27 protein-coding genes and 1 tRNA gene are annotated in these 25951 nt (G+C 39.7%); 15 read left to right on the top strand and 13 right to left on the bottom strand.

The genetic code is table 11. The features are described from left to right. Positions 1-16 precede the first annotated feature (16 nt). From C0V70_RS17045 to C0V70_RS17035, 3 genes are read left to right on the top strand one after another with little or no spacing between them, the layout of a single operon-like run. Positions 17-430: a DUF309 domain-containing protein gene (locus C0V70_RS17045; RefSeq protein WP_102245071.1), complete on the top strand. Its 414-nt coding sequence runs from the start codon at positions 17-19 to the stop codon at positions 428-430. Then, positions 403-1398: a glycosyltransferase family 9 protein gene (locus tag C0V70_RS17040; RefSeq protein ID WP_102245070.1), complete on the top strand. Its 996-nt coding sequence runs from the start codon at positions 403-405 to the stop codon at positions 1396-1398. Before C0V70_RS17045 ends, C0V70_RS17040 begins: the two co-directional genes overlap by 28 nt. 10 nt (positions 1399-1408) lie before the next feature. Beyond that, entirely contained in the window at positions 1409-1969 is a 561-nt protein-coding gene (locus C0V70_RS17035) for an outer membrane beta-barrel protein (protein ID WP_102245069.1), read from the top strand. A gap of 62 nt (positions 1970-2031) precedes the next feature. Here the strand turns inward: C0V70_RS17035 and C0V70_RS17030 are convergent, their stop codons facing one another. Further along, positions 2032-3288, bottom strand: a complete 1257-nt coding sequence (locus C0V70_RS17030; RefSeq protein ID WP_102245068.1) for a hypothetical protein — start codon at positions 3286-3288, stop codon at positions 2032-2034. 256 nt (positions 3289-3544) lie between these two features. On the opposite strand from C0V70_RS17030, the gene C0V70_RS17025 reads away from it, so the two are divergent. After that, on the top strand, positions 3545-4150 hold the full coding sequence (locus tag C0V70_RS17025) for an RCC1 domain-containing protein (RefSeq protein WP_102245521.1): 606 nt from the start codon (positions 3545-3547) through the stop codon (positions 4148-4150). 6 nt (positions 4151-4156) lie between these two features. After that, a complete protein-coding gene (locus C0V70_RS17020) occupies positions 4157-4942 on the top strand; it encodes an RCC1 domain-containing protein (RefSeq protein WP_102245067.1) in 786 nt (261 codons plus the stop codon). Here the strand turns inward: C0V70_RS17020 and C0V70_RS17015 are convergent. The 3 genes from C0V70_RS17015 to C0V70_RS17005 form a co-directional block, all read right to left on the bottom strand. Beyond that, a complete protein-coding gene (locus C0V70_RS17015) occupies positions 4931-6616 on the bottom strand; it encodes a sensor histidine kinase (RefSeq protein ID WP_102245066.1) in 1686 nt (561 codons plus the stop codon). The two genes, C0V70_RS17020 and C0V70_RS17015, sit on opposite strands and share 12 nt — an antisense overlap. After that, positions 6616-7242 carry a LuxR C-terminal-related transcriptional regulator gene (locus C0V70_RS17010; RefSeq protein WP_102245065.1) on the bottom strand — a complete coding sequence of 209 codons (627 nt, stop codon included), beginning with the start codon at positions 7240-7242 and terminating at the stop codon, positions 6616-6618. Before C0V70_RS17010 ends, C0V70_RS17015 begins: the two co-directional genes overlap by 1 nt. 81 nt (positions 7243-7323) lie before the next feature. Continuing rightward, positions 7324-8370, bottom strand: coding sequence for a hypothetical protein (locus tag C0V70_RS17005; RefSeq protein WP_102245064.1), 1047 nt, complete (start codon positions 8368-8370; stop codon positions 7324-7326). Between the two features lie 225 nt (positions 8371-8595). On the opposite strand from C0V70_RS17005, the gene C0V70_RS17000 reads away from it, so the two are divergent. Beyond that, positions 8596-9570: an extracellular catalytic domain type 1 short-chain-length polyhydroxyalkanoate depolymerase gene (locus tag C0V70_RS17000; RefSeq protein WP_102245063.1), complete on the top strand. Its 975-nt coding sequence runs from the start codon at positions 8596-8598 to the stop codon at positions 9568-9570. Positions 9571-9723: 153 nt separating this feature from the next. Further along, positions 9724-10548: a substrate-binding periplasmic protein gene (locus C0V70_RS16995; protein WP_102245062.1), complete on the top strand. Its 825-nt coding sequence runs from the start codon at positions 9724-9726 to the stop codon at positions 10546-10548. Between the two features lie 9 nt (positions 10549-10557). Here the strand turns inward: C0V70_RS16995 and C0V70_RS16990 are convergent, their stop codons facing one another. Continuing rightward, positions 10558-12393, bottom strand: coding sequence for a Kelch repeat-containing protein (locus C0V70_RS16990; RefSeq protein ID WP_158649732.1), 1836 nt, complete (start codon positions 12391-12393; stop codon positions 10558-10560). A 118-nt stretch (positions 12394-12511) separates the two neighbouring features. Here C0V70_RS16990 and dapF point away from each other — a divergent pair, with 118 nt between their 5' ends. Both dapF and C0V70_RS16980 read left to right on the top strand, forming a co-directional pair. Next, positions 12512-13315, top strand: coding sequence for a diaminopimelate epimerase (dapF, locus tag C0V70_RS16985; RefSeq protein ID WP_102245060.1), 804 nt, complete (start codon positions 12512-12514; stop codon positions 13313-13315). Positions 13316-13407: 92 nt separating this feature from the next. Next, a complete protein-coding gene (locus C0V70_RS16980; RefSeq protein ID WP_102245059.1) occupies positions 13408-13956 on the top strand; it encodes a hypothetical protein in 549 nt (182 codons plus the stop codon). Positions 13957-14002: 46 nt separating this feature from the next. On the opposite strand, the gene C0V70_RS16975 is transcribed toward C0V70_RS16980, so the two are convergent. Continuing rightward, the gene (locus C0V70_RS16975) at positions 14003-14554 is read right to left on the bottom strand and encodes a transglycosylase SLT domain-containing protein (protein WP_102245058.1); all 552 of its coding nucleotides are present in this window, start codon (positions 14552-14554) and stop codon (positions 14003-14005) included. Between the two features lie 201 nt (positions 14555-14755). On the opposite strand from C0V70_RS16975, the gene C0V70_RS16970 reads away from it, so the two are divergent. Together C0V70_RS16970 and C0V70_RS16965 are read left to right on the top strand one after the other, a co-directional pair. Then, positions 14756-15394, top strand: coding sequence for a hypothetical protein (locus C0V70_RS16970; protein WP_102245057.1), 639 nt, complete (start codon positions 14756-14758; stop codon positions 15392-15394). Positions 15395-15465: 71 nt separating this feature from the next. Then, positions 15466-15780, top strand: coding sequence for a hypothetical protein (locus tag C0V70_RS16965; RefSeq protein ID WP_102245056.1), 315 nt, complete (start codon positions 15466-15468; stop codon positions 15778-15780). 57 nt (positions 15781-15837) lie between these two features. Here C0V70_RS16965 and C0V70_RS16960 read toward each other — a convergent pair whose 3' ends face one another. From C0V70_RS16960 to C0V70_RS16940, 5 genes are all read right to left on the bottom strand, one after another. Beyond that, entirely contained in the window at positions 15838-16809 is a 972-nt protein-coding gene (locus tag C0V70_RS16960; protein WP_102245055.1) for a hypothetical protein, read from the bottom strand. Positions 16810-16877: 68 nt separating this feature from the next. Next, the gene (locus C0V70_RS16955) at positions 16878-17195 is read right to left on the bottom strand and encodes a hypothetical protein (protein ID WP_102245054.1); all 318 of its coding nucleotides are present in this window, start codon (positions 17193-17195) and stop codon (positions 16878-16880) included. Positions 17196-17202: 7 nt separating this feature from the next. After that, positions 17203-19041 carry an Lnb N-terminal periplasmic domain-containing protein gene (locus C0V70_RS16950; RefSeq protein WP_102245053.1) on the bottom strand — a complete coding sequence of 613 codons (1839 nt, stop codon included), beginning with the start codon at positions 19039-19041 and terminating at the stop codon, positions 17203-17205. A 56-nt stretch (positions 19042-19097) separates the two neighbouring features. Beyond that, the gene (locus C0V70_RS16945; RefSeq protein WP_102245052.1) at positions 19098-19532 is read right to left on the bottom strand and encodes a DUF3015 family protein; all 435 of its coding nucleotides are present in this window, start codon (positions 19530-19532) and stop codon (positions 19098-19100) included. A gap of 61 nt (positions 19533-19593) precedes the next feature. After that, complete coding sequence (locus C0V70_RS16940) at positions 19594-20154, bottom strand: putative periplasmic lipoprotein (RefSeq protein WP_102245051.1); 561 nt, start codon at positions 20152-20154, stop codon at positions 19594-19596. A 90-nt stretch (positions 20155-20244) separates the two neighbouring features. On the opposite strand from C0V70_RS16940, the gene C0V70_RS16935 reads away from it, so the two are divergent. Next, positions 20245-21555, top strand: coding sequence for a sensor histidine kinase (locus C0V70_RS16935; RefSeq protein ID WP_102245050.1), 1311 nt, complete (start codon positions 20245-20247; stop codon positions 21553-21555). On the opposite strand, the gene C0V70_RS16930 is transcribed toward C0V70_RS16935, so the two are convergent. Next, complete coding sequence (locus tag C0V70_RS16930) at positions 21532-21990, bottom strand: group I truncated hemoglobin (RefSeq protein ID WP_102245049.1); 459 nt, start codon at positions 21988-21990, stop codon at positions 21532-21534. The two genes, C0V70_RS16935 and C0V70_RS16930, sit on opposite strands and share 24 nt — an antisense overlap. An 83-nt stretch (positions 21991-22073) precedes the next feature. Here C0V70_RS16930 and C0V70_RS16925 point away from each other — a divergent pair, with 83 nt between their 5' ends. The 3 genes from C0V70_RS16925 (at position 22074) to C0V70_RS16915 (ending at position 25570) form a co-directional block, all read left to right on the top strand. Continuing rightward, complete coding sequence (locus C0V70_RS16925; protein WP_102245048.1) at positions 22074-22934, top strand: protein-L-isoaspartate O-methyltransferase family protein; 861 nt, start codon at positions 22074-22076, stop codon at positions 22932-22934. Between the two features lie 134 nt (positions 22935-23068). After that, entirely contained in the window at positions 23069-24085 is a 1017-nt protein-coding gene (locus C0V70_RS16920; RefSeq protein ID WP_102245047.1) for a hypothetical protein, read from the top strand. A 108-nt stretch (positions 24086-24193) separates the two neighbouring features. Further along, complete coding sequence (locus C0V70_RS16915) at positions 24194-25570, top strand: HD domain-containing protein (protein WP_158649731.1); 1377 nt, start codon at positions 24194-24196, stop codon at positions 25568-25570. Positions 25571-25789: 219 nt separating this feature from the next. Here the strand turns inward: C0V70_RS16915 and C0V70_RS16910 are convergent. Continuing rightward, a tRNA-Ile gene (locus C0V70_RS16910) sits at positions 25790-25866 on the bottom strand. Positions 25867-25951 lie beyond the last annotated feature (85 nt).

Below are 25951 nucleotides of genomic sequence, written 5' to 3'. Positions count from 1 at the left end.
CACATAGAGGCAAAAAATGAGTCAATTTGATCACTCTCATCTTGCCATTATGGAACAAGGAATCCTGCTTTTTAACGCTCAGAAATATTGGGAGTGTCACGAAGAATTCGAACACCACTGGTTAGAAGAGCCGGGGCCACTTCGAAATGTGTATTGGGCAGTGATTCAGGTTGCAGCGGCGATGATCCATTACCGCGAAGGCAATCTTACTGGGGCGCGTGGATTGATCTACAAAGCTAAACAAAAATTTGATCGCTGTGAGCAAAATCATATTGAAAGCGATCTTCTTTACAGTGAGCTTTCGTGGAAAGAGTTAAAGCAAATGGTGCGAGCAGTACCTGCGGAACCAGTCATTAGTGATTTTAAAAATCTTTTTGAATTTCGTTTTAAGGACCCAAGTTTATGGAAATGGAAATTAGAAAAATCTTAGTGAAGTTCCCGAGAGCGGAAGTGGACGTGGTGAATTGTCTGCCATTTCTAGTGACCTTGAGTGAAGAGTTCCCAAAAGCAGAAATCAACGTGATTGTTGAAGAGGGTTGTTCTTTGGCCTTAAACTTCATGCCGTTTAAGCTCAAAATTTTTGAAAGACCAAAAACAAAATTAAGTATGGTGGAGACTCATCATTTCTGCGCAAATTTAGATGATATTTTTAATATCGATTTATTTTTTGACCTGGAAGGCTCTCTTAATTCAGCTTTCATGGGTTTTAACTTTCGTTCAAAAGAGCGCGTGGGTTATGAAGTTAAGTGGAATAAGTATCTGCTGACCAAACGTTTCCCTGATCAGCCTATGATGCCGATTGAAAAGAAATCAATGAAGCTTCTGGAGCTTTATCTCAATAAAAATTTAAGTGATGTGCGAATTGCCAAAAGTAAGGAGAGCGGACAGCAAATTGATAATATTGAACAGCTCTTTAAAGAACCAGAACCACCTAAGTTTCTGATGGTGATGGTGGATAATTTCGCGAATGTCTCCAGACAAATTGAAATTTGGAAAAAGTTTTTTGACTCTTTTCATGGTCAGAGATTTGTTATCTGGAGCAAACATGATGAAGGGATTATTTCTGATCTTTTTGCCAGTGTGGACTTAGGCCATAATGAACTCTTTATGCAAAGAGGGGCCAACACAAAAGAGCTTCTTTATCTTTTTTCGAAAGTAAAAGGTGTCATTGTCAATGATGTATGGGCCGAAGCGATCTGCAATTATATTGGGGTTGATGCGCTTTCATTTTTTGATAAAAAAGAAGGATGGCCTTCTTATGAATATTTTAAATACCGTCCTCAGCGAGTGCTTTTTAATGCTGATGGAACGATTCAATACCATGTGATGGATGAAGTGAGAGAAATGAAAGAGATGAACCAGATGGTTGATCAAATTCACTTAAACTTCAAACTTTAGGAGAGAGTTTATGTTAAAAATTATTCTAGCAATTATTGCCCTAGTGTCTGGTGAAGTCTTTTCAGCGGAAGTCAAAGGGCGCTTGAGTGTAACACCAATTATCGGGTTAGAGCGAGTTCAGAAGTTTCAGCCCACACCGCATATGAAAAGCCGTGCGATTTTTGGTGCAAGAGCGACTTACCGTTTTCCTATTTCAGCACTGGAAGTAGAGTACACCCACGCTCAAGATGACAGTACAGATGCAGCGACAAATACAACCTACAAAGATTCGGAAGATAAACTGCGTGTTGGTCTTCGTGGAAGTTTTACAATGTCGACTTTCCTGACGTCTTATATCCGCGGAGGAGCGCAGGGGAGAAAAAATGAACAGACCAAAACAGTCAATGGAGGCACTTCAACGACGAGCACTTCATCAAAGGTTCAGCCTTATGTAGGAACAGGAGTGGAGTTAAGAGTGATGGAATTTTTCTCACTGACAGCAGATTTACTTGCGACTTATACACCGACAGATGATCCGAATTTAAAAGACTATGAACTCCAGCCTTCAGTGGGGATTAATATCAGATTTTAAAAAAGAAAGGGCCTCAATATGAGGCCCTTTTTGACGTGTGTGGAGATTAAAAAAGGAATGACTTATCTGAGGTTGATAATGATTCTTTCGATGTCAATCATTCCCATTCTAACCGATAGACTTAATTCTGATAGTTTCGCAAAGTTTACAGACGATAATCTTACTGTCTGAGCTCCTGGGTAAAGTGTTGAGATGTTGCCGCAGTTAACAGTTGCGTATGGCCCTGAAACTTGCTGACATAGTTTTAATCTTGCACCGTAGTCACTGTTTCTTAAAACAACTTCTACTGAATCAACAACGCGGTCTAAGTGTCTTTGATCGATTCTCATTAGAGCTGTCAGGTTCACTCCGCTTGTGTCGTATAATCTTTGGTTGATCACTTGCTCAATTCTTCTTTCAAGAACCGGCCCTGGATTGATCACGCCGCCTCTGTCGAATTCAAGGCTCACTTCTTCAACGACGATGTTTCCTCTGAAGTACAGTCTTAGACCCTGGATTTCTCTTCCGATTCTTTGACCGCTAAGTTCAAATGAAAGTCTTGTTGAACTCATACCGATTGATTGAGCGATTCCACTGTTTTGGTCGTTCACTAGAAGTTGAGCTTGCGCGCTTCCTCTTTGTGACCTAGCAAGAACAGTCACTCTTCTTAAAGCCTGGCCTTGTCTTTCAGCGGCAAGGTTAAACATTCTAAAGAGCTGCAACCCGCCTTCAGTTTGGATTTGCTCGTTAAGTTGTTGTCTGACAACTTCAACTTGCGGCTGAGATGGAGTCCCTGGGCCAGGGTAGCCAGGACCATTATTCTGAAGGAGATTAAAGACAACTTTTTCAACATAAAATCTTCCTCTCATTTCCAGTTCAAGGTTTCTAAGAGACTGGCCAAGTGTATTGGCAAATGGATCAACTCTTAGTGTGTAGTCTGCCATTTGACGAGCGACTCTTTGGGGCTGGTCTAGGGACTGGCCATTTGAAAGCAGTCTCATTTCACCGTTACCTGCTTCTGTTGAAGCGGTGATAGTAATAGCTCTGATTTGCTTTCCTTGAAGCTGTGAGCGGATATAGTAATCCTGGATTAAATCTAGTCTTGATTGAGCTTGAAAATACTGACGAACTTGAAGTTCAACGTCGCGGACACTGCTTCCGCTGTCGTTGCCCCAAGGGTCTCTAGGGTCTGTTGGTCTTGTGTCCCATGGGTCTCTGCCTTGGTCGCGACCCGGATCGCGTCCTGGGTTTGAGCCTGGGCCCCATCCGATGTTGTCTGCAGCTTGAAGTGTTGTAGCGAGAACGAGTAGTGACGATAGCATCAGCTTTTTAAGATTCATTTTTCCCCCTCAGAAAAAAACCGGGAACCCGGCAAAGACTGTAGAGCAAGCCTAATGCCAACTAAATTGCTCAGTTTTGGGATCGGACTGACACTTCCCTATGATTTTGCTGCGATTTTTCATTCGAATTGGTGCCATTTTGTCTTGCCGAAGTGACCCTGATTCTTTTTTCATCCTCCGATCGGCCGATTTTAAAGAACAACGAAGCTTGGTCTAATTTGAGGAAACGATTGCTTTCTAGTTTTATGGAGGATTGATGAAAGTTACTCATTACTTAAAAATTCTTGGATTGGCGTTATTGCTGACTTCTTGTAGCGATGGCGGATCTTTAGCGCCTGTGTCTGATGGTGGAACGGGGACTGGAACCGATAATGAAGAAACCATTCTGGATTATGTAGTGAGTGGAGGGGAAGCTTTTACTTGTGTGAAAAATAACTCGGGTCTTGTGAAGTGTTGGGGAAGAAACAATATAGGACAATTAGGGCAAGGGAATATTGTTGATCTTGGCACTAATGCTGGAGAGATGGGCGCTAATTTAGCAGCCTTAGATTTTGGAACGGGAAGAACGGTAAAAAAACTAGCAGCAGGAAGATTTAGTTCATGTGTTATTTTAGACAATGATGACCTGAAATGCTGGGGAGGTAATAGTCACGCTCAACTGGGATTGGGTGACACCAATAAGCGCGGTGATGATGCAGGAGAAATGGGAGACAATCTTCCGGCCGTACGTCTTGGTACAGGAGTTGTGCCCGCAGATGTTGGTGTTGGTGAAAATTTTGCTTGTGTCTTAACAACTCAAGGGAAAGTAAAGTGCTGGGGATCTGCAGGTCTTGGAAGTGTTGGAACAGGTGTAGGCGGTTGAATTGGGATGAGCCCTAGTCAGATGGGGGACAACCTGCAGTATGCAGACCTCGGGACTGGAAGAACGGCAAAGGCCATCTCTTTGGGAAGTTCACATGCTTGTGTTATTTTGGATAACAATAAAGTTAAATGTTGGGGATACAATGCATCTGGCGCTTTAGGTCTTGGTGATACGACTAACCGTGGAGCTTTACCAAATCAAATGGGCGACAATTTACCTTATGTGGATCTAGGAACCGGAAGAACAGCAAAAAGTATAGCAGCTACCAGCTTAGGTGCTTGTGTTGTTTTAGATAACAACTCGGTTAAGTGTTGGGGAAGCAATAATTTTGGGCAACTGGGGTTAGGGGATAAAATTGATCGTGGAGGCCATTCTGGAGACATGGGGGATAATCTTCCAACTGTCGATCTCGGAACGGGAAGATATGCAGTGAGTTTGTCTGCTAAACATGCAAACTTTTGTGCAATTCTGGATGATAAATCATTGAAGTGTTGGGGGCATAATGGAAATGGACATCTTGGTTTAGGTGACACTGTCTTCCGTGGTGATGGTGCCGGTCAGATGGGAGATAATCTTCCACCAGTCGATCTAGGCACTGATTTTAAAGTGCATACTGTTTCATCAAACTACTATGGTTTCTGTGCAACTAGCACGTTAGGAAAATTGAAGTGCTGGGGAGCAAACTCTTATGGCGTCTTAGGATTAGAGCTTCCAGGAACAGAAATGAAAGGGGATGAACCAGGAGAGATGGGCGATAATCTTCCTTTCGTAAATCTCGGTTCAAATTTTTAAAGAAACTTTTGTGCCTTTTTGGGGGAGCGATTCAAAATGGATCGTTCCTTCCAATTGCCTGATCAAGTCAAAAGTTAACTGCAATCCAATTCCAAATCCATAACTGCTCTTAATTGTCATCTTGGTCTCATCCTGAAGATTTTGCAATACAGGTCTTGGAATGCCCGGACCTTGATCGATGATGATGATTTCAAGTTTGTCTTTGACCATTACTTCCATCTGGACTGAAAGATCACGAGGTGTATTTTTTATAGCGTTTGAAACTAAATTGCGAAGAATAGTTTCAAGTGCTCTTTCCGACGTCGTATAAACACTCGCAGGTGAATGATTGATGACGGAGAGTTTGACTTGATGCTGTTTCAGGAGCATTTCATGGGAGTGCACGATTTCGTTAAGAAGCTTCTCAATCTGAAATTCAGTTTTCTCCTCAAAATAGCTCCAGCTCAGGATATTTTTGAGCAAGTTAAGTGAGGATTGATTGGTCTTTAAAATACTTTCCGTTAAATTTTTAAATGCTGGTGGAATCACGAGATTCTGAAAAATATTTTCCAAAGAAGAATTCATTTGATGAAGAAGCCCTGACAAGTCATGTGAGAGGACTGTTTGAATTCTTTTATTAAAATTCGTCATCTTCAGGATTTCAGCGTTCATTGCTTTTAAAATGTCATTGCTTTCGGCAAGCTCCTGGTTGAGCTCTGAGATTTGAGAAATATCAGTCAAAGAGACAATGACCCCCATCCTGAGGTTTTGGTAGTCGACCTGATACTCTTTTTCGTCAAAACGCAGCGTTTGTTCTCTTCTTTGAATAAAGTCAAAACGATGATCTATGGACACGGTTGAACCCAAATCGTCAGTCGTAAGCTTAAAAAGTTCCAGCGCTTTTTTATTGGCATCCCAAATTTCTCCTCTGGGATTAACCGTGATGACAGGAGTAGGGAGATTTTCAAAGGCGACCTGATTGGAGAAGCTTTTGATGTTCAGGAATTCTAATCTGTGGATGGCATAATAAAGAGCAAAAAGCATTGGTGTATAAGAAGCCACTGTAAATTGAATCATGGCCGAGTTCCCAAAGCGTGAACGACTATAAAACTCAAGCGCCACCTGAATAAGTGCACAGAGAAAAAACAAACGGGCCAATTGCCTGTAGCGAGTGTTTTTTGAAAAGAGAAGAACAACGAAGAGTGACATCATGATGAGCATGATGATTCCACTAAAAGCAAATTGCAGAGCTAGAAGAGATCCGATCTTGTATTCAACCAGGCCAACTCCGGGAATGGGAGAAAAGCTATGGGAGAGGAGTTTTTCAAAGCGCAGTGACCCGGCCATGGAAAAAATTGTAGAGAGGCATGTAATGACCGGAAGAATGTAAAAAAGAAACGCGACTTTTTTGAGTTTCTTCCAGTGACTTCTAAAGAAAATCAGAATGAAAACAAAGAACCAATTGCTAGTCAAAAAAGGATTGGTTAACTGGCGGGCCTTGGTAAAGAGGATTTTCAATTCAATGTCTTCAGTGAATAAAGTCATGAAGATTGAGAGTGACCACAGTATGACCATAAAGAGGTTAATGATGTAGAGTCGGGTGAGCATTGATCTTCTAAAGGGCAGGAGGTGGTAGCAAAAAACAGATGCAAGGATGAGAGTTAAAAGATTGCTGAACTTTAACCAGAAAATCATTAGAGCAAGCTGTTTTTCATCGCCCAGTTGCAGATTTCAACTGAGTTGCTCACATTGAGTTTTCTCATAATGTTTGCTTTGTGGGTCTTAACGGTCAGCTCCGAACATCCCAGTTGAATGCCCACTTCTTTATTTGTTTTTCCAGTGGCCGTCAGGCGGGTGATTTCGATTTCCTTGGGAGTCAGAAGATCTATTGAAGAAGATGAAGATAAAAGTTCATTGAACGTAGGAGAAAAATACACTTCGCCATTAAGAGCAATTTGTTCCAGTGCCTTTTTGATTTCTACCTGATTGTCTTTTTTAGAAACAAATCCCAGGACTCCAAGTTGTATGTATTCTTTTAAAATCGCCTTTGAATCCAACTGACTTACCAGGATGAAGGTCGGAGCCGTTTCTTTTTCAGACAATGACCTGATCAGGTCTGCTCTTGTGGATTTACCAATTTGATGATCAATGAAAACGTAAGAAGGTTTAACTGAGGGCAATGTGACCTCTGCTTCCGAAACCGATAAAGCATGTCCACTGCATTTCCAAGACGGTAATTCATTGCCTAAATAAGATTTAAGCCCTTCAAGGAGCAGGGAGTGGTCATCAACTAAAAAGTATGAGGAGACAGAAGAATTCATTTAAAAAAGGGTAACTTTGGGTCACTCGCTTGTCAAACGTTCGGGAGATTACACCTACTCCAAATGGAGTAGGTGTGCTCTTTAAAGTGATTTAATTAAGTCTTTGGCGAATTTTTTTGCTTCTTCACCAGAGTAGAGTTTCGATTTTCCAGTGCTCGGATTGACTTCAAAAATTCCTGTGACATTTTTAATATCGTTAGTCAGAAGATAAGTCACAATGTTGGCATAAGCTTCAGGTTGATCGCTTGAAACCACATGTCCTGAATCTTTAACCAGGAAAGCAAGAGCGTTTGGAGTTGAATCCATCGCTTTTAAGAAAAGTTGTAATTGGTCTTTAAGTAGTGTTTCAGAATCATCTTTAGCAAAGATAAATACACGTCTTGTGTCTGCAGATGTTTTCTTTAAGTCCCAAACAAATCCTTCAGCTGCACGGCTGGCAACAGTGTAGCCCTCAACCATATCGTCCTTTCTGTTTTTATCCAGCTCAAACGTTGTGATCATACTGTCTACTTGTGGACGCCATTGTTGATAGTAACTTTGGTCCAGCATTGAGCGAGTGATTCCTGGCCCAAAGATAGGATTGAAAATTTCTCCAGATCTTAAATACGCTCTGTAAGCTTCAAGTTCCGGGTTAACTGCCGCTGAAGCTGTCATCGGAACAGCATCAATGATAAACGGAAAATTGGGAAGAGTTGAAGAGACAGCAGAGCTAAATGAAATCGAAATCGGGATAATCGTTTTTACTTTGAAGTTCTTTTGTAGTTCATTTGAAAGAGCGGCCACTTCAGCATGGTAGCTTTCTAATGTGTAGGTTGAATTCCTGAAATCAGGCTTAACACCTTTATCAAGTTGAGACACAGAGATTGGTTGTGTGCTGAAATTCATTGTGACAATTCCAAATCCTCTTTCAGCAAGAGTCTCTAGTGCTTCATCACTTGAAAGCAGTCCGCGGTTTACACCTGGAAGAAAAAGAAGAGTGGGAAGTTTTGCATTTTTAGCTTTAGTGAATTCAAAAGAAACAACTCGGTTTGTTCCCATCTTTAGAATATAGCTTTCAGCATTGGCATAGGCCTGGTTGGCGAAAGCAAGAGTCAGGAAAAGGGCACTAAACACTTGTTTGATTTTCATAAAATCCCGTTATTAAGCTAAGTTGATGGCCTTCGGGTGTATCATTATTATTTTGAAATGATTATGTATAGCTATAAAAATTACATTCTTATTAAGGCTGGCTTAGGCCACGCGACTTGGGAGCGGAGTGTAAAAAGATGGTATAAGCAGATTTCCTCGACTTCTTAGATTCATTAAAATAAGATCGCGCCCGCACCATTTTTATGAGGTTTTCGGGAGACTGTTTTGAAGACAAGAATCGCGATTTTACTAACATTACTCGCAACATTAGTTAGCACTGCGTACGCCATCGACTATAAAGAAGGCAGCTACGTTGGTATCTATGGCGTGAGAAACTATAAAGTCTATCTTCCAAAGGGACTTCCTAAAAACGAAAAAGCTCCTGTCGTCGTTATGCTTCACGGATGCGAGCAAAATGCCGCTATCTTCGCTGAAGGAACTCGCATCACTGAATGGGCAGACAAAGGTAAATTCATCGTTCTTCTTCCTGAGCAAAATCCAGCCTATAACTCTTATAAATGCTGGAACTGGGTTCTTCCGGCAAACAACAGCCGTTATGGTGAACCACAAGTTATCGTAGAAATGCTGGATGAAGTGTTAAGAAAATATAACGGTGATAAAAATCGCGTTTACGCGGCCGGAATGAGTTCTGGTGCTTCAATGGTTAACATTCTTGGAAACTGTTTCCCTAATCGTTTCCAGGCCCTGGCTTCTCACGATGGAACTCAATATTATTCAACGACTACGGGACTAGATTTTGCTGACGTTGTTCTTTATGGAGCTTCTGTAGCAGCACCTCTTGCTGCAGAAACAGGATACGCTTGCTCAGCAGGACACCATCCTTCTAAGATGCCGATTATTATCTTCCATGGAATGGCGAGCCCGCTTATGAGCCCGGCCCATGCTTTTCAGATTGAATCTGAATTTAAAATCTTCAACGACCTTCTTGATAACGGGACTCGCGACACTTCTTATTTCTTAGAAAAAGATGTGAAGTTTGTGGCCGGAAAAAACGGCAAGTACGGATACAACAAATACACGCTGGTTAACCCAAGCAAAGATGTACTTATCGAGCGTTACATGATCAACGATCTTGGTCATGCGTGGAGCGGTGGGGTTGCCGGGATGGCCTACTTTGATCCAAAAGGGCCGGATGCGACGGCTTTGATTTTAGAATTCTTTAAAAAATACGGACTATAAAAAAGGGCCCTCGTGATGAGGGCCTTTTTTTTTCATTTGCTGAACGGTGCAGCAGTATTTTAACTTCAGAAAAACATTTCCTAGCTTAAATTTTACTAATAAGATTTCATAAACTTATTTTGTATAAAACTGTTGTTGTTAAAAAAGGCGTATATGAAAAAATTTCTTTTTTTACTCCTGCCACTGACGTGTGCCTTCTTTTATTCGGCATTACTTCAAGCTGAAGATCAAAAAGTTTTAACTGTCGGTTTTGGCATGAACAAGCCTCCTTATGTTTTTGAAAAAGAAGACTCTGGATTTGAAGTGGAAATTTTTCGAGAAGCAGCTCATGCTGCCGGTTATGAAGTGAAATCTTTTTTTGGACCGCTGGAGAGACTTAAGTCGAAATTGTTAAATGGCCAATTAGATGCCATCACTATCACGAACATGAATGAGAATCTTCATTCTTACAATTCAGTGCCTTTTATCATTTATCACAATTATGCAATCGCCTTAAAAAAGAAAAACTTAAAAATTAAAACGATTGCTGATCTGAAGAATTATTCTGTGACAAGCTTTCAGCGCTCTCGCGATCTTCTTGGAAGTGAATTTGCAAAAATGAGCAGTGAAAATCCCCAGTACAGGGAATTTGCAGATCAAAAACTTAGAAACATTCAGCTCTACAAAGGCAGAGCAGATGTGGCCATTGGAGACATAAGGATCTTTGAGTATTTTAATTCTCAAATAGAAGATATAGTCGACACGACTCAGCCGGTGGATTTGTTTAAGTTATTCAAGGAAAACCACTACCAGGCTGCTTTTCGTTCGGAGTCTGTCATGAAGAAATTTAATGAAGGGCTTGTGGTTATTAAAAAGAATGGGACTTACGAAAAAATTGAGAAGAAGTATAGCAATTATAAAAAGAGTAAAGAGTTTCCTTCAAAAAAGATGCTGGACTCTCACATGAAAAATAAGGCCTTCATTGCGAAGGCCTTCTAGGTCATTAAATTACTTTTTAAAAATCTCAAAAGTGTTAACCGGCTTATCTTCATTCAGATAATACCTATGCCCACCAAGCACTCCAATTGTTCTATTGTCATACTTAAAGACCTGGGCAAACCCCTTGCTCTCTTTTAGGTAGCGTCCTGTGTGTCTCCATTCCTGTGAATCAAAGTTGTATCCGTAGATGTGAGAAACATACTCATAGGCCATGTCCCCAGTTTTAAACATTCCACCGAAAACAAAAAGCTCGTTTCCAATTGTCTCGGCCGCTGGAGCAAATGTAGCAAAAGGAAGCTCTGGAAGTTCAGTCGTCATTCCTGTTTTTGGATCAAGTAGGGTAACTTTTGAAATTAAATCAAAGTGACTTGCTCCTTGTCCTAATCCACCAACAAGAAGGATTTGCCCTTGGTATTCGATTCCCGTGAAAGCGCGTCTTAGTGGACGAGGGATTTCAAAAGGAGCTGAAGAGATTGTTTCAGTTGTCAGGTCAAAAACGTCGATTGATGAATGGAAAGTTCCATCGTAGTCGTTATTGAATTTTGGGGTACTGTCCCAGCCACCAACAAGATAAACTTTATCTCCGATTGTCACAGCAACGTTTGATGAACGAGGTTTTGTTAACTGGGCGACAGTCGTCCATGTGTTCGTGCGAATATCGTAGCGGTCAACAGTGCTTACTGATTTCCAGTTTGGCTTGTGGTTTTCAGAGTAAGTAAATCCTCCGAAAGCGTAGATGTAGTTTCCTTTAGCGGCTAGTGTGTAGCCGTGAGCTTTGATTGGTCGTGGAGCTAACTCTCTCCATCCATTGATTCTTTTGTCGTATACGTTGAAGTTGTCCGTGAAAGACTCTTTTGGATAAGTGTGCTCTGGACCTTGGTGGCCTCCGCACATATAAAGAAGACCATTGTGCATGATCGTTCCAAAAGATGATCTCATCGGCTCCATGAAAGAAGCGCGGATGCCTTGAGAGAAGTTTGTTTCACCAGAAAACTGAGGAGCATAGTCATCTGTGCCCACGATTTCAGTTAAACGAACCCATTCATCACCATTTAGTTGGTAAAGCTGAAAGTTTCCAGTTTTGCTTGAGGCAAAAACCAAATCACCTGATGGAGTGTATGTGGGCGCCATCTCATCCGTTGTCTCATCGAAAGTTTTTTGTGTGACAGTTTTCGCTACACGGTCGTATTCAAAAATATCCCATGAGCCATTTTTCTTTGATGTGTAAGCAATTTTTCTTTCATCAAAAGAAATTGCCGGGGCCATTCCTTTGTCGATGACGAGTTTTGTTTCTTCCAGGCGATCGTAAAGAACAACTTCTCTCGTTCCAGTGACATTTCTTTGGTAAACGACAAAGTTTCCATCGCTTGATGGTCTTGGGAAATAAGCTTCATCTTCTTTTACCAGTGCTTCCGCTTTAAACGTTGTCACATCACTGTTACTAGTGAATTTTCCTGGCTCAAAATAGAAGACTTTATTTTTAGGTGATGGAGCTGAAAAGAAAATGAACTGGCCGTTCTTTGAGAACTTAGGATGAAGAATCATTCCTTTTAGATCTTCTGAATGCCACTTCTTTGTTTTTCCTGTTTCAAGATTTTTTGTCACCAGGTAAAGATCTTGTGTGCCGTTATCGAAGATTTTTCCTTCAACGTACACAACGTTTTTTCCATCTGGAGTAATGTCAGGATAAAGATGAACTAAATCACCGCTCGTGATTTGAGTTGTTACACCGTCGTTGTTTTTATGCATGATATGTTTTTGATTGTCCCACTCGCGCATGAAAACCATGTCGGCAAATACATTGCTTGAAAGAAGCAGCATTGCTGTCATTGTTAAAAACTTCATTTTGAACCTCATTTAAGATATAAAATAGGGAAGTGTGCTGATCTTATGACAGAGCAGTTTGCTTAATCAAACTTTTTATATTGGACAAAGTGTTAACCTAGGAATAGGCTAGTTTTATATGACAAAAATCAATTTCACTAAATTCAATGCAACGGGAAATGATTTTGTGGTTATCGATAACCGCGATTTCACGTATAGAGCAGAAGACAGAAGTCTTTGGGCCAGGCTGTGTTCACTGAAAACAGGAATTGGCGCCGACGGAGTTCTACTTCTTGAAGCGAGTGATAAAGTTGATTTTAAAATGAGATACATCAACGCCGATGGCGGCGAAGTTGAGATGTGTGGTAACGGTGCACGGGCCATCACTGCTTTTGCCAACGAAGTTCTTGAGACAAAAAAAGAAACGTATAAGTTTGAAACGATGAATGGTGTGTACGAATGTGCACTTGATCCAGTTTATGGTTATAGACTTAAGATGACTGAGCTTTACGACATCGACAAAATCAACCTGCACGATTTGGATTCAAAATTACAAGCAAAAAAATCTCTTTATATGAACACAGGTGTGCCCCACGCAGTGTTTGAAATTGAAAAGATTCTTGATTACCCGGTCAATGCATTCGGCAAAGATGTTCGCTACGATGCCCGCTTTCCAAAAGGCTCTAACGCTAACTTCTTTGAAGTGATCTCGCCAAAACACATCCGCATCAGGACTTATGAGCGTGGAGTAGAGAATGAAACACTCTCATGCGGAACAGGTGCGACAGCAACAGCGCTGGCCGCAGCTAAGTTCTATGGATGGAGTGACGAAGTTGTGCTGGAAACTCTTGGTGGAAGATTAGCGGTAAAGTTTTCAAAGGATCTAAAAGACATCTATCTTTGTGGAAAAGTGGAAAAAATATTTACGGGTAGTACTGTCTAGATTTTTTACGGCCTTGGCATTTTTTACAAAACGACCCTTCTTTAAAAAAGACTCACTTATAATCTTCTGAAAAATAACACCTCAAGGAGATTATGTTGAAAGCAGTTTCATTTGTTTTTTTATCATTCTTATTGGCATCACAAGCAGTTTATTCATCGTCTCGTGTCGACTCTGTTGTCTCAGATGGGGCGATCGAGAGATTAAATAAGATTAGTGCTCTTAAAAGTGAGTTAGTAGAAGGTCAAAAAAATCTGGATGCTTTTGAATTAAAGCTTCTGAGAGTCAATGAAGAGCATAAGGCCCATCAATTCTTTTTTGAAACTCGCAAGGTCGCTAGTATCGCTACCGTGGTTTCGTTTTCAATGTTAGGAGTTGGTATGTTAAGTGCCACAGCAAGAATTCCTAAGCCAACTTCTCTTATCGAAAAGAGTTTTATCACTTATGGGTCAGTGGCCATTTTACCTTCAGCTATTGCTGCCGCAGGCTCTCAGATTGGATTTATGCTCACTAAAAATGAGTCGGATAAATTGAGAGTGGATATCAAGAACATTAAGTCGGTATTGAAGATTAAAAACAAAGAACTGGAAAGTGAGGTGAAGGTGCTTTGTGGACAGGAACCTCGTCATCAACTTTGTTACTAGATAATTATCCACCAGACTTTATTGAGAAGTCTGGTGGAAATATTTATTAAAGTGATACTGAAGCAATCATTCTTAAACGAGTCTGAACTTTTCCATCGTATGCGTTTTTAAACTTTTTAGTTTTTGAGTGGTAAACGGCATACCATTTAGCATCTTTTTTAGCGTGACGATTTTTCAGGATAGAAAGAATTTTACCCATTTTGTTAAGAGCATAAGACTCGTCTGCCTTTAAAAGCTTCTTGTCGATTTTACCAAGTCCTAAACGCTCAAATTCAGCGTCCCAAACTTTAGTGTTGATCTGAGCAAGAGAAAGGTCTCCCGAAACAGATACAGCGGCATTGTTAAAGTTAGACTCAGTAGAAATAATGGCCACCATAATCTTTGGATCGATCGCATACTTCTTTGTTGTCTGGTAAAGAGCAAGCGCGATTTCTTCTCTTTTCTTTGCATTCACTTTTGGCTCAACAACTTCAATCATCTTTGAAATTGTAGCGATGTTATAAGCTCTAATCTCTGCTTTAGTGAAAGACTTTGGCATAACATTCGTTGAAATCAGAGAAAGGATAAGTGTAAGAATAAGTGTTTTTGTTGTTTTCATTTTAAGCCCCCGCTTGCCTTCTAAAGTGCACGGTTTGGGCCAAAAATGATGGTCTAAACCCTTGAAAAACGAGAGAAAAATTGCCTAAAAAGTAGTCTGTGTTGAACCTTTTGACAGGGTCTAAAATAATTACCTGTGCTTATGAATGGGGCAGGTTTCCGGGATAGAATTTCGACAAACTGTTTAAATCTCGGAGTCATTATGAAAAACAATGTCTTAGCTCTTAGCATGGTTTTCTCGACACTTATTTTACCTGTTGCTGCACACGCAGGGTTAATCAATTCAAAAATTGATCATAAAGGGATTTTGGCCATTCCGGGCAAGGATTCTGTCGTCCTTTCTCAACACGCAGGACGTACCATCTCATTGAATAAGGGTTATATGGAAATCAGGACGGAGAAGGTACCTCTGGGATTTTCACTACTTGATCCACAACTGGTTTTAAAGCAAAACGGGCAAACCCTAACTATTGATGTTCCAACAGATAGCTACCATAACGATGAGACTTTCACGCTCTTAGCGAAAGACTCAGGTCTAAACTATGATTTGTACTTACGTAAAACACTAAATCAAGGAAAGGCCGTAGAAAAAACAGAAACACAAATCTGTACATACCAGGAGATGGGGTACAAGTGCGGTGTTGATGTGAATGGTGCTTATAACTGTGTGATGGGTCTGATGGATAAGACAGGAACTCAACAGGCCCGCAATACATATGCAGACGTGACAACAACATACAAACTAACATTGGGAAAAAATAAAGTTCTTCAGGCTGAGTTTTCTTCTTCAAGTGTGAAGGCTTCCCAATCATCTTCAGAGGCGCTGACTCGCTGTAAATAGTTCAGATGGCCCTTTCTTTACTGAGACCAACAATGATAGAAGCTCCTCATTCTAACCAATGAGGAGTTTTTATGAAAACATTAATCGCTGTTCTTGCACTGACTGCATCTGTTTCTACATTCGCACGCTCACCAATCAGAACTTGGGAAGGGACATCACGCGCTTGGAACGCTAGCGGAAATACTGCTGGTTTATTAATTCAGGGTGAAGCTGCACAAGTTGTATTCGAAAAATTATCTGCTGCTACACAAACATCAAAAAGAGAAGGGAGCTTAGAGACAACTGTAAGAGTTGGAAGAGATCTTAAGTGTACAAGAGTGTCAGCATTTATTCTTAACTACTCTTGTGAGTTAAAGATTGATGAAACTGGTGCTGTTGGAAACTAATTCATCTTTTAAAAAGTTTAAATAAAAAAGCCTCCGAAATGGAGGCTTTTTTATTTTCTAGAATTCGTTAAAGTAAGAGACTTTGCCAAGACCTTCATCGTTGATGATAAGGTGCTCGATCCCGGAAGGCTTATACTTCTGTCTCATCTCCTGAAGCCTTGATGGCTCAACCGGACAAAGCGCTTGGTTGTTGCTGTCGACGAAGCCTCTTTTCTTAATGGATGCCTTAAACTTTCCTACGGCCTTTGTGCCGGCGAATTTACTGCAATTGATACTTTCATCCATTGAAGCGTCGATATAGTTTTTAAAATCGATTGGGTTCTTCTCATTAATTTGCCATTTAGAAGCTGAACAAGTCACGTAAGGGCCAAGGTTGTGTTCACTTCCCAAGATATCGTCGTTCTTTTGCAGAACGTGGTTCCAGAATCTCATTCCGTTAAAGTTAGCTGAAAGGTCACCGTACGAAAAAACACCAGTGGCAAACACGTTTCCACCCAAAATAGTTTTTTCCAGGGCGATTCCGTAGCTTAGAACATCTTTAATATCTTTGCCTTTTTGGTAGTGCTTTGTGAAGTAAGTAAATCCCATTCCAAACATGTGTTCAAACTTATCGACACCGACAATTTCATCGCCGATTTTAATCAGTGGGCTTAGGGCCAGAGGGCTGGTTGCAGCTTTTTTTCTTCCAAGCAGGAATCCATCAGCTTTTTCCCAGTTTTCGTAAACCGATTGTTTGATTGGAAGATTATTGATTGCCACGGCATTACGGTAAAGAATGTTTTTAACCAGTTCGCCTTTACTGTGATTGGCGAAGTATTTTCTTAATTCCTTATAAAGGGCTTCCTCATTGCATCCACCGGCCTTGTTTAAATCAACGATGGCCTTCTTCAGGTAGTTGTTGGCCAGGACATTGACCTCTTCTGCGGCATCAGCAAGATCCAGAGTGCGTGCTGTGAAGTTATCGGCCTCAGCAGCAAACAGGTTGAAGGAAAGACTTAAAAGACTCAGGGATAAGATTGATTTTTTCATAGTCCAAGGATTCTATCAGAACCAGAGAGCTCTCATAGAATCCTTGTAATTTTTTCAGAATTTGTTGCTTATGGGCACTTGTAAGCGATGCCTTTGCAGGTCGTGATCGTCGAAATAGCTGTTTTTGTCTCTTTGCACTCTTTGACGAAGATAGCATTAGCGCCTTTTCCTTCAGCGTATTTCTTCATGTTTGCGACGGCAGTGTCTTTTCCAAGGTTCATCAGGTTATCTTCCCCGCGAACAGTTGTGACAACTGTGCAAGAACCGGCCGGTGCATCGGCTTCAAGGACTCTTACAGACTCGGCCTCTGCCATCATGTTGACGTTGGTATTTTTTTGAAGTTCAGCACAAGAAGCAAGTAGGGCAAGAAGAAAAAGATACTTCATATAACTCCTAATAAAAGAAATTGAATCCCACCATGTACTGCTTTCTTTTATCAGAAAAGCTAGCTTCAATGCTGGTATCAACGTGTTTAGTATGGTGGAACTGACCAGTAACTTCGGTCATGTAGTTTTCTTTTTTATTAAAAAGAGCATAGGCCTTTTTATATCTGGCAAAACTTGAAAACCAATCAGAGACTCTTAAGATCACACCGGTATAGATACCAGCATTGATTTCAAAATTTTTATTATATGCTGTTGCGTACATAAAATCAGAGCTAGCAAAGATAAAAGGAATGAAGCGGTCATTGAAAAAAGACCACGATGGACCTGAGGCCACAGAACCTTTAAAGACGCGGCAGTCGCCACAAAGATTCATTCTATCTTTTGAGTAATCGATGATCCCGTAGATACTCACCGGATAAAAATAACTTCCCCAAGGATTAAATGAAGCCACTTCAACTGCTGTGACTGAATCGACTTTCAGCGCCTTTTTTGAAGCTTCCAGGTCCACTTTAAAAAAGTTGATTGACGATAACTTTGGTGAACCAAGAGTTGGATCAGTGAAATCGTGAAGTGCAAAACGATGAGAGACTTTAAATGTCAGGTCATTCGAGTGCTCAGTTTTTACCGCCATGAGTTTTAGTTTTCTCGATGGATGAGAAAGATGTGGTTCTTCATCTTTTGGAGGAGGGATTTGGAGATCGGCTCCCTTTTCAGGATTCTGGCTTCTGATGGCCAGGAGTTTTTGTTTCCATTCGTACTTAGGTCCTTTTTCAAAAAGAACTTCTTTCGAATATTTGTAGTCGATGAACTCAATGATAACATCCAGGATTTTTGCCGCTGAAGCTGTTGAGATATCTTTGCTTTGGACTAGATTCCAGTCGTCATGATCGACAACTTGCTTGAAAACTCTTTTTTCTTCTGTTGAAAGTTGACCGTAAGCTTCCTGGAACATTCTTCTTTTACTTGGGCGGAAAGTGATGTGATTCACAAGCCCCGGAACATTATAAAGGGCCTTAATAGTTTCGGCAGGGATAATATATTTTGGAAGACTATCGAGAAGTTTCCATGAAGGCTCAACTCCATCAAGAAGCGCCATGATTTTCTGTGAGCAGTTTCCAGTAAAGAAGTAGTAGTAATACCACGTTCCACCTAACTCCCATAAATGATCGAGCAGCTTTTCTTTTTGGGCTTCAGTGAAATTGAGTTCATAAGACCAAAGGTCTCTGGATTCAAAATCGTTGTACTCACGGATTTTGTAGAAATAAGGAATAGAAGAGAAAGTTCCCTGAAAACCACCGAAGATTCCATATACTGTATAGACCAATGGATTGCTTGAAGTGTTGGAAGCACCATAGTTGATTCCTACATCGAGAAGCTCTGATCGTTTATCACTTGAGAGAGATTCGTTTTTAGAAAATCTCAGGAAAGTGTGACCAAAGGCCGAAGCAGGGGACTCAAGATAGTAAGATGAAAAAACCAGGTGAACGGTTTTTGGGTAATGGTCGGCCAGGTATTGTTGATATTTTTCACAGCTCTTTAAAATAGATTCATCAATATTAAGGTTCTGGCTTCTGTTTAAATATTTAAATCTCGCCGGGAAACGGCAGATGTATTCTTTATCTTTGGCATTTATTTTAAGAACGTTTTCCGCTAATTCGTGAAGCGGATTATTTTTTCCATCTTTAGCAACAAAGAAGGCGGGGTCATCGACATCACTTGAGACGCCTAAAAGAGCACGGTTGTAGTGAAGCAGGTTTTTCCAAACAGGAGAATAGTATTGGTCTTGAGCATAGCTTACTGAAAAAAAGAGGAAGAAGAAAAGAGCGGAGCGCAGGGTAGAAGTCATGTTTTGTCTATAGTAGAGGAGAGGAGGCGGAGCCTCCTCCCTTATTTAAGAGAAAATTAAAGTAACTTGTTTGATTTTGCGATAGCGATGATCTTTGAGTTGATCGTCTTAGCATCACCAGTTTTGAAGATTTCAGAGTACTGAGCTTTAAGAGCTGCAGCGAACTCAGTCTTGTTAGATACGTTCATGATTGTAGCTAGTGAATCAACAGTTTCACCTTGTCCACGAGCGATGTCGTTTCCTAGAGAAGCTTTGTTAGCTTCGATGAATTGCTCAGAAGATTTTCCAGCAGATCCACAGTTAGATGTACCAGAAGTGATACCGAAAGTTTGTGAACCAGATGTTCCGTTTGTAGTAGCAGCGAAAACTTGCATGAATCCTGGCTTGTCACCTAGAACGATTGATCCAAGACCACATCCAGCTGAACCGTAACCAGCAGCAAAAGCATTAACAGATACTAGAGAGATAGCGATAGCTAAAAGCTTCTTCATGAGAACTCCTCCATAAGAATAATAAAGCTAAAGCATAAGTTACTTTTACATTACAGTAAAATTAAATTTTATTTACGCGAAGAAAAATCTTCTGAATTACCCGAGCAGATTGATCATCTTTTTTATTGATGAATTTATGAAGCAAATATTTGTATTCCAATCCATAAGGGGAGTTAATGCTTTCGTCGCATTCATAACCCCACTCCGGGCGTTTGGAACATTTCATATGCTCAAAGTTTTGTGATTCCAGGTGACGAGCTTCATGAAGCAGGGCCGTGAACTGTTCGATGGAAGGCATCTGAAAAAAGTTTTGATTAATAAAAATTTTGCCGTCATTCATTTTATCTGAACAAGCGACCTGGCCTCTGGCACAGTTATCTTTTTGGTAATCAATGAAACTAATAGAAGAGAGTGTTTTTAAGAGTTCATTTTTAAAATCGCTTTCAGCAATAGTCTTTATATAAAGAAGCTCGCTTTTTAAGGTTGCTTCAATTTTATCTGCGACTTCAGCATTAACAGAAATAACCAGACCATCTTGCTTAAAAGTTGCGACTGGTCCTACAGGGTTTGAAGAACAACCCACAAAAAGCAAAACGCTAAAAAGGTGAATGAGTTTTTTCATTTTTATACTAATTTAGTCCGTTAAAATTATTTTTATCTTAATGATAAATTCAAGCAACGGACAGTTTTTTTTATGTAGAATCTACTCCATATGGGTGAACTATTCCTAAATGCATACATGAACCTTTACCAGTTCGTAGCAAAAAAGCGTCTTCAGAAAAAAGACCTGGCGCCTAGGCATATACACAGTCATCTAGTGTGTGTTTTAGCAACGGGCATATTGATGTGGGCCTATGCTCTTTTGGCCTACAAAACAATCCTACATCCTCTTCCTGGGATCGTGGGAATCACTGCAAGTGTCATTCATCTCCTCTCGCCATTGTTGTTTCGTTTTAATAATCGCCTTGAATTCAACACCAACGTTTTCCTCGCGGCCGGGATGATTCACCAGGCGACCTTTGGTTTTTTCTGCGGTGGTTTTCATAGCAACATTATTATCTGGTTTGGGATTCTTCCATTGATTGCCGGAGTCGTGACGGGGAAGAGAGGGATTATCACCTGGCTCACTATCAGTACACTGGTGGTTTTAGGTTTCGCCGTTTTGGAAATGAGAGAATATCCATTTCCTTATTTGATCACACCGAATGGGCTCCTTATCTCCCAGGCCCTCGTCACATTCGGTTGGATTTTTGTCGCCGCTATTATTGTTTGGGTTTTTCTTCTTCTGGTCGAAATGCACCAAAAAGAAATTGAAGACAAAAAAGAAGGAATCCAGAATCTAATTTGTGTTATCACTCACGACATTTCAACTCCACTAACGGTTATTATTGGAAGGAGCAATCTTTTAAATAAAGAGCCTCTGCCGGAGACGGCCTTGACATCAGTGAGAAAAATTTCAAAGGCCTCTTATAACATTTCCGACATCGTCAACAACGTGAGAAACCTGTACGCGACAGAGCTGGGAAAAAACGGGATCGAAATCCAGAATGTAGAAATTTTTGAACTTCTGGGCCAGTTGAAAGAAAACTTTTCTGAGAAAATGGAAGCCAAGCATATTTCACTTAATGTGGTCAGTGATATGAATGCATGCCCGATCCGCGCCAACGGTGATTTGTTATTGCATCAAATCTTAGGGAACCTTCTTTCCAATGCGATTAAGTTTTCACCAGAGAAAAGTGAAATTTCTATCAAAGTGGAAAAGAAAGAAACCAACGCAGTTATCTATATAAAAGATTCAGGGATTGGTATTCCAAAAGATCTCCTCCCAAAACTTTTCGACATGAGAAGCAAGACATCTAGAAAAGGAACATCGGGAGAAGAGGGAACAGGATTTGGTCTGCCTATCGTTAAAACCTATGTAGAGAAGCTCGACGGGAAAATTGCCGTTGTCTCTCAAAGTGCGGAGGACATGGCCCCGACAACCGGGACCACATTTATTTTAGAATTTGAATGTGCTTCTTAGTTGCTTAAAAAATCCTTTGATCTTTTTTAGGCGTTTGTAAATCCAGCGCGCGATCCTGTCCATTGCTGTGTTTTTTGCAGTGACCACGGCCGGTTGTTTAGACTTAATAAAATTCATGATGAACTTTACTTCCTCATCATTTAATCCATTGCTCTTAAAGATTTCGGCAAAGCGTGTGGCAACAGTGTCAAATTCATAGTCTGTTACTCTCAAGTATTTGTGAACGATTGCGATATTGCGTCCCTCATACATCTTTGGTCCTCCAATCGCTTCACACAAGTATTGTGCTTGCAAATTAGAGAGGCGCTCAATGTCGACGCCAATGAAGTGATAACTAATTTCAATGTGATCAAATAATTCTAAGTAAAGCTCATAGATGATCTTATGAAAGAAATTATATCCACCGTACTTATCGTAGATAGTCACTTGAGTCATCTATTGTCCTTGAGAATAAATTAAACATCTTCAGTCTAGAGCAATTCTGTATTCGGTGCAATCATGAGCAAAGAGGAGGTCATATGCCAGTCAGTGAATTCCAAAATCAATTAATCAAGATTGCCGAACAAAATAACATCCATCATCCATTGAGTGAAAAAGTAAAGCGTGCTTTTATGGAAGTTCCTCGCCATAAATTCGTTCCTGTTTTCCGCATTGATGGAGACTGGATTAATATCACCGAGAATAATCTTGAAGAGTACTTGCCCTATTTGTACGGCGATTTCCCTCTGGGGATTTATGCATCTGAAGGCCAGATCGTCTCGACTATATCCCAGCCGTCCTTTGTCTTAAGAATGATTGATATGCTAAAGCTCGAAGAAGGTGACAACGTTTTTGAATTAGGAACAGGGAGCGGATGGAATGCGGCCTTAATGAGTAGAATCGTTGGCCCGAAAGGAAAAATCGTAAGCCTTGAAATCATTCCAGAACTTATTGAGCGCGCTAAAATTTCTTTTGAGTCTTGTGGAATTACCAATGTTGAAGTTCATGCTGGGGATGCTGTTGATGGATGGAAACCTGAAGCTCCTTATGACAAAGCTGTCTTCTCCGCAGGCGCATTTGATTTACCCAAAGCTTTTCATGAGCAAGTGAGAGTCGGCGGGCATTTACTTTTTGTTTTAAAACACGTGCAAGGCGATACGCTTTATTTGATGGAGAAAAGAACTGATCACTTCAGCTCGATCTATTCGATGGATTGTAGCTTTGTTCCGATGACAGGGAAATATAAAAAGGGGCAACCCAAAATGGTTCACAGCATCCCCTACTATAAAGGGCTGACGTTAGATATTTATCCTATTAAAGGAAATCATTATGCTCCGGTCGAAGGCGATATCGTTATGCCTCAAGGGGATTCGGAATTTGTGTGGAGTTCTGGGTGGTGAGGATTATATTCTTATTTGATTAATATAGATGGGTATTTGTTTGATTTAAGGAGGTTAGAGGAGATAAAAGTCTTAAGAGTAGGTAAATAATAACCGATGAGGATGCTCGGAGACTAATTGAAAGGGGCATTCTCATGAATCTACTTATAAAGATAAAAAACTTCTTTTTAGATCATAAAAATATTAAGAGCTCGCTTTTAATACTTACTGCATTTTGGGCACTATGCTTTTGGGGTTCTTCTGCTTATGAAGCAAGAACAAATGTGAGTCCAGATGTGAAGGCGATTGTTGCAATTCAAACATTAAAGAATAATCAAATGCTCGTTTGGGACAAGCCTTTTTTAGAAAACCAACCTTATGTAAGAATTGAATCTTCTAATCGCAGCGATCATAATTGGTATTGGACATTAACAGAAGGATTGTTTGAATTTTTAATTTTAGGACTTTTGGTATTTGTATGGGAGAAGCTGCATCAAAAACATACGAAAGAAGAAGTTTCAAAAAATCAAAAGAGAGCTTTAACGAATTTAACTTACTTCATAGAAATTGAAGAAGACTCTGCAGCTGGAGCAGAGCTGCCACCTTTTAAAAAAGCTATTTTAGAAATTAATAATCTTTTAGCTATTGATGGGCACGAAGTTGGAAAATGGTTAGGGCCTGTCAAAAACGAATTGCTTTTTCACAATTTAGAGAGCGTATTAACCGGCTATCAAGATTTAATGATTGATGGTACCGATAGAGATTCAAAAGATCATGAAGACTATCTAAAAGTTTATCAAGCCTTGCGTTCGATAAAATTTCTACATGATAGGTTTATGGCTGTTTATATTCTTGAAGAAGCTTCAGATGTAAAGTTGAAAGCGAATTTAGTCTTAGAAATGATTCATCATCTATCTATTTTGAAAAATCACGTTGCAAAAATTGTTGGCAATGATAAGGTGGAAATTGATAAAGACATACTCTGTAGGCTATGGAATGCAATTCCTGCAGTCTCAATGGGAAAGACAAAAAAATCAACAAACACTCATCTTGTTAAATCAAGAGCGGATCTTCTAAAACAATTAGTTGCGAAATACAAAAAATTAGCTGAAAGACCGGAATTGGTTCATTCTAAAGAAGAGTTAGATGAGGAAATCGATAGTGCTGCTTGATTTAAGATAGGTAAATTAAAAATTTAAACTACTAGGCTAGGGCTATTGATTTAAATGATGGCTTTATAAAGCCATTCCATGAATTTATTTTCCCGACAGAGAGGGTATATGGCAAGAATCATAATTAATGATCCAATTCATGAAGTAATGGATTTTGGAAACGATGAAAAGTTAAAGAAAGTTTTAAAATCAGCTATAGACACAAATTCGTTTCAAAGACTAAGAAGAATTAGTCAATTAGGTTTAGCTTCGTTTGTTTTTCCAGGAGCAACTCATTCAAGATTTTCACATTCTTTAGGTGCTGCTTATTTAGCCTCGTTAGTGTTGAGAAAGTTATCTGAACAAGATCATGCAATTCAGAAAGAAATTAAAAATGATTTTGAAAGTGTTATATTATCTGCCCTGTTGCACGATGTCGGACATGGACCCTTTTCTCATTCCTTTGAACATGTTTTAGAGGGATTAGCCGAAGATCATAAGTTAAAAGTAATTCCGATGCATGAACATTGGACAGCAGAGATAATTAAAAATAAAAGCTCAGATATTTATGCAGCAATAAAAAAACAGAAACTTGATCCAATGAAGATTGCATCACCATTTATTAAAAAAACAAAAAAGAAATACTACCCTTCTTACTTGAAGCAAATAGTTTCTTCTCAGATAGATGTAGATAGGATGGACTATTTATTACGAGATTCTCATTTTTCAGGAGTTAGCATTGGTAAATTTGATTTAACATATCTAATAAACTGTCTTCAGGTTATTACACATTCTAAGAATGATCCTAAAACATTAGGTTTATATTATAAAGGAGTGAAGCCTTATGAGGCTTATCTTATTTCAAGACAGCTGATGAATAAGTCCGTTTACTATCATCGCAAGGTTAAGGTTGCAGAGTATATGGCTGAAGCAATTTTCCGTTATTTAATTGAAAGAGAGATGAAAAGTAAAAAGTCTTCTCCAATACTTCCTTCATATTTAAAATCAATTTCAAAGATATTGGTTAAGCCAGATTCATTTGAGATGAATGAATTCCTGGAGAAGAATGTTGGAGATTATATAAAATTAACTGAAGATGATTTTTGGTTTAATATAAAAATCCTTGCTGAAGAAAATAAAAACTCTCAAGCTCACAAGTTCGCTCAAAAATTACTTAAAAGAGATATATTACCAAGCTATGTAATTAATGCAGGCAAAGATAGTATATGCATGGAGGTCTTACTTGCGAATGGATTCAAAGAAAAAATAGATTACAAGATCCTGGATTTAAAGACTACAATTTATAAGCAGTCATCTGATTCCGATAGAGTTTTTGTAAAAGATAATTCAGATAATATAAATGAAATTTCTTCCTTCTCAATGCTGATAAGTTCTTTGGGTAATAAACCTGATAGTGAAAAAATACTTGTTGTCTTAGGCGATGATGAAAAATCGAATAAAAAATTGGCAAATGTTTTAAGAACTAATGGGATTTGCACTTACTAACTAACAGTGCCGCATATTTTAATGCTGCGGGGCTGTGTTGGCCCGAAATCATTGGCCATTTTAAAAACTTTTCTTGGAGAAATGGTAAAATCACTCAACGTAACTCATAGAGGAATGTTAGAAAAGATTATTCATAAGATTGTCAGGAAATTGGGGTAACTATGTTTGGTGAATTTTTAGAGGAAACAAAACCACCAGAAATTCATCCAGTGGTTTAATTGGTGGGTCAACCGGGACTTGAACCCAGGACCACCCGGTTATGAGCCGGGAGCTCTAACCAACTGAGCTATTGACCCCTATATGTAGTCAACAAAGTATGCACCAAAACGTCTGATCTGTACACAATTCGATTGAAGCCTTAAGCATCATCCTTTAAGATTT

Origin of the sequence: Bacteriovorax stolpii (genome assembly GCF_002872415.1) — a bacterium.
Classification (GTDB): domain Bacteria; phylum Bdellovibrionota; class Bacteriovoracia; order Bacteriovoracales; family Bacteriovoracaceae; genus Bacteriovorax; species Bacteriovorax stolpii.
The sequence above is the reverse complement of the archived record's forward strand: the minus strand, read 5'-3'. Positions and strand labels throughout refer to the sequence as shown.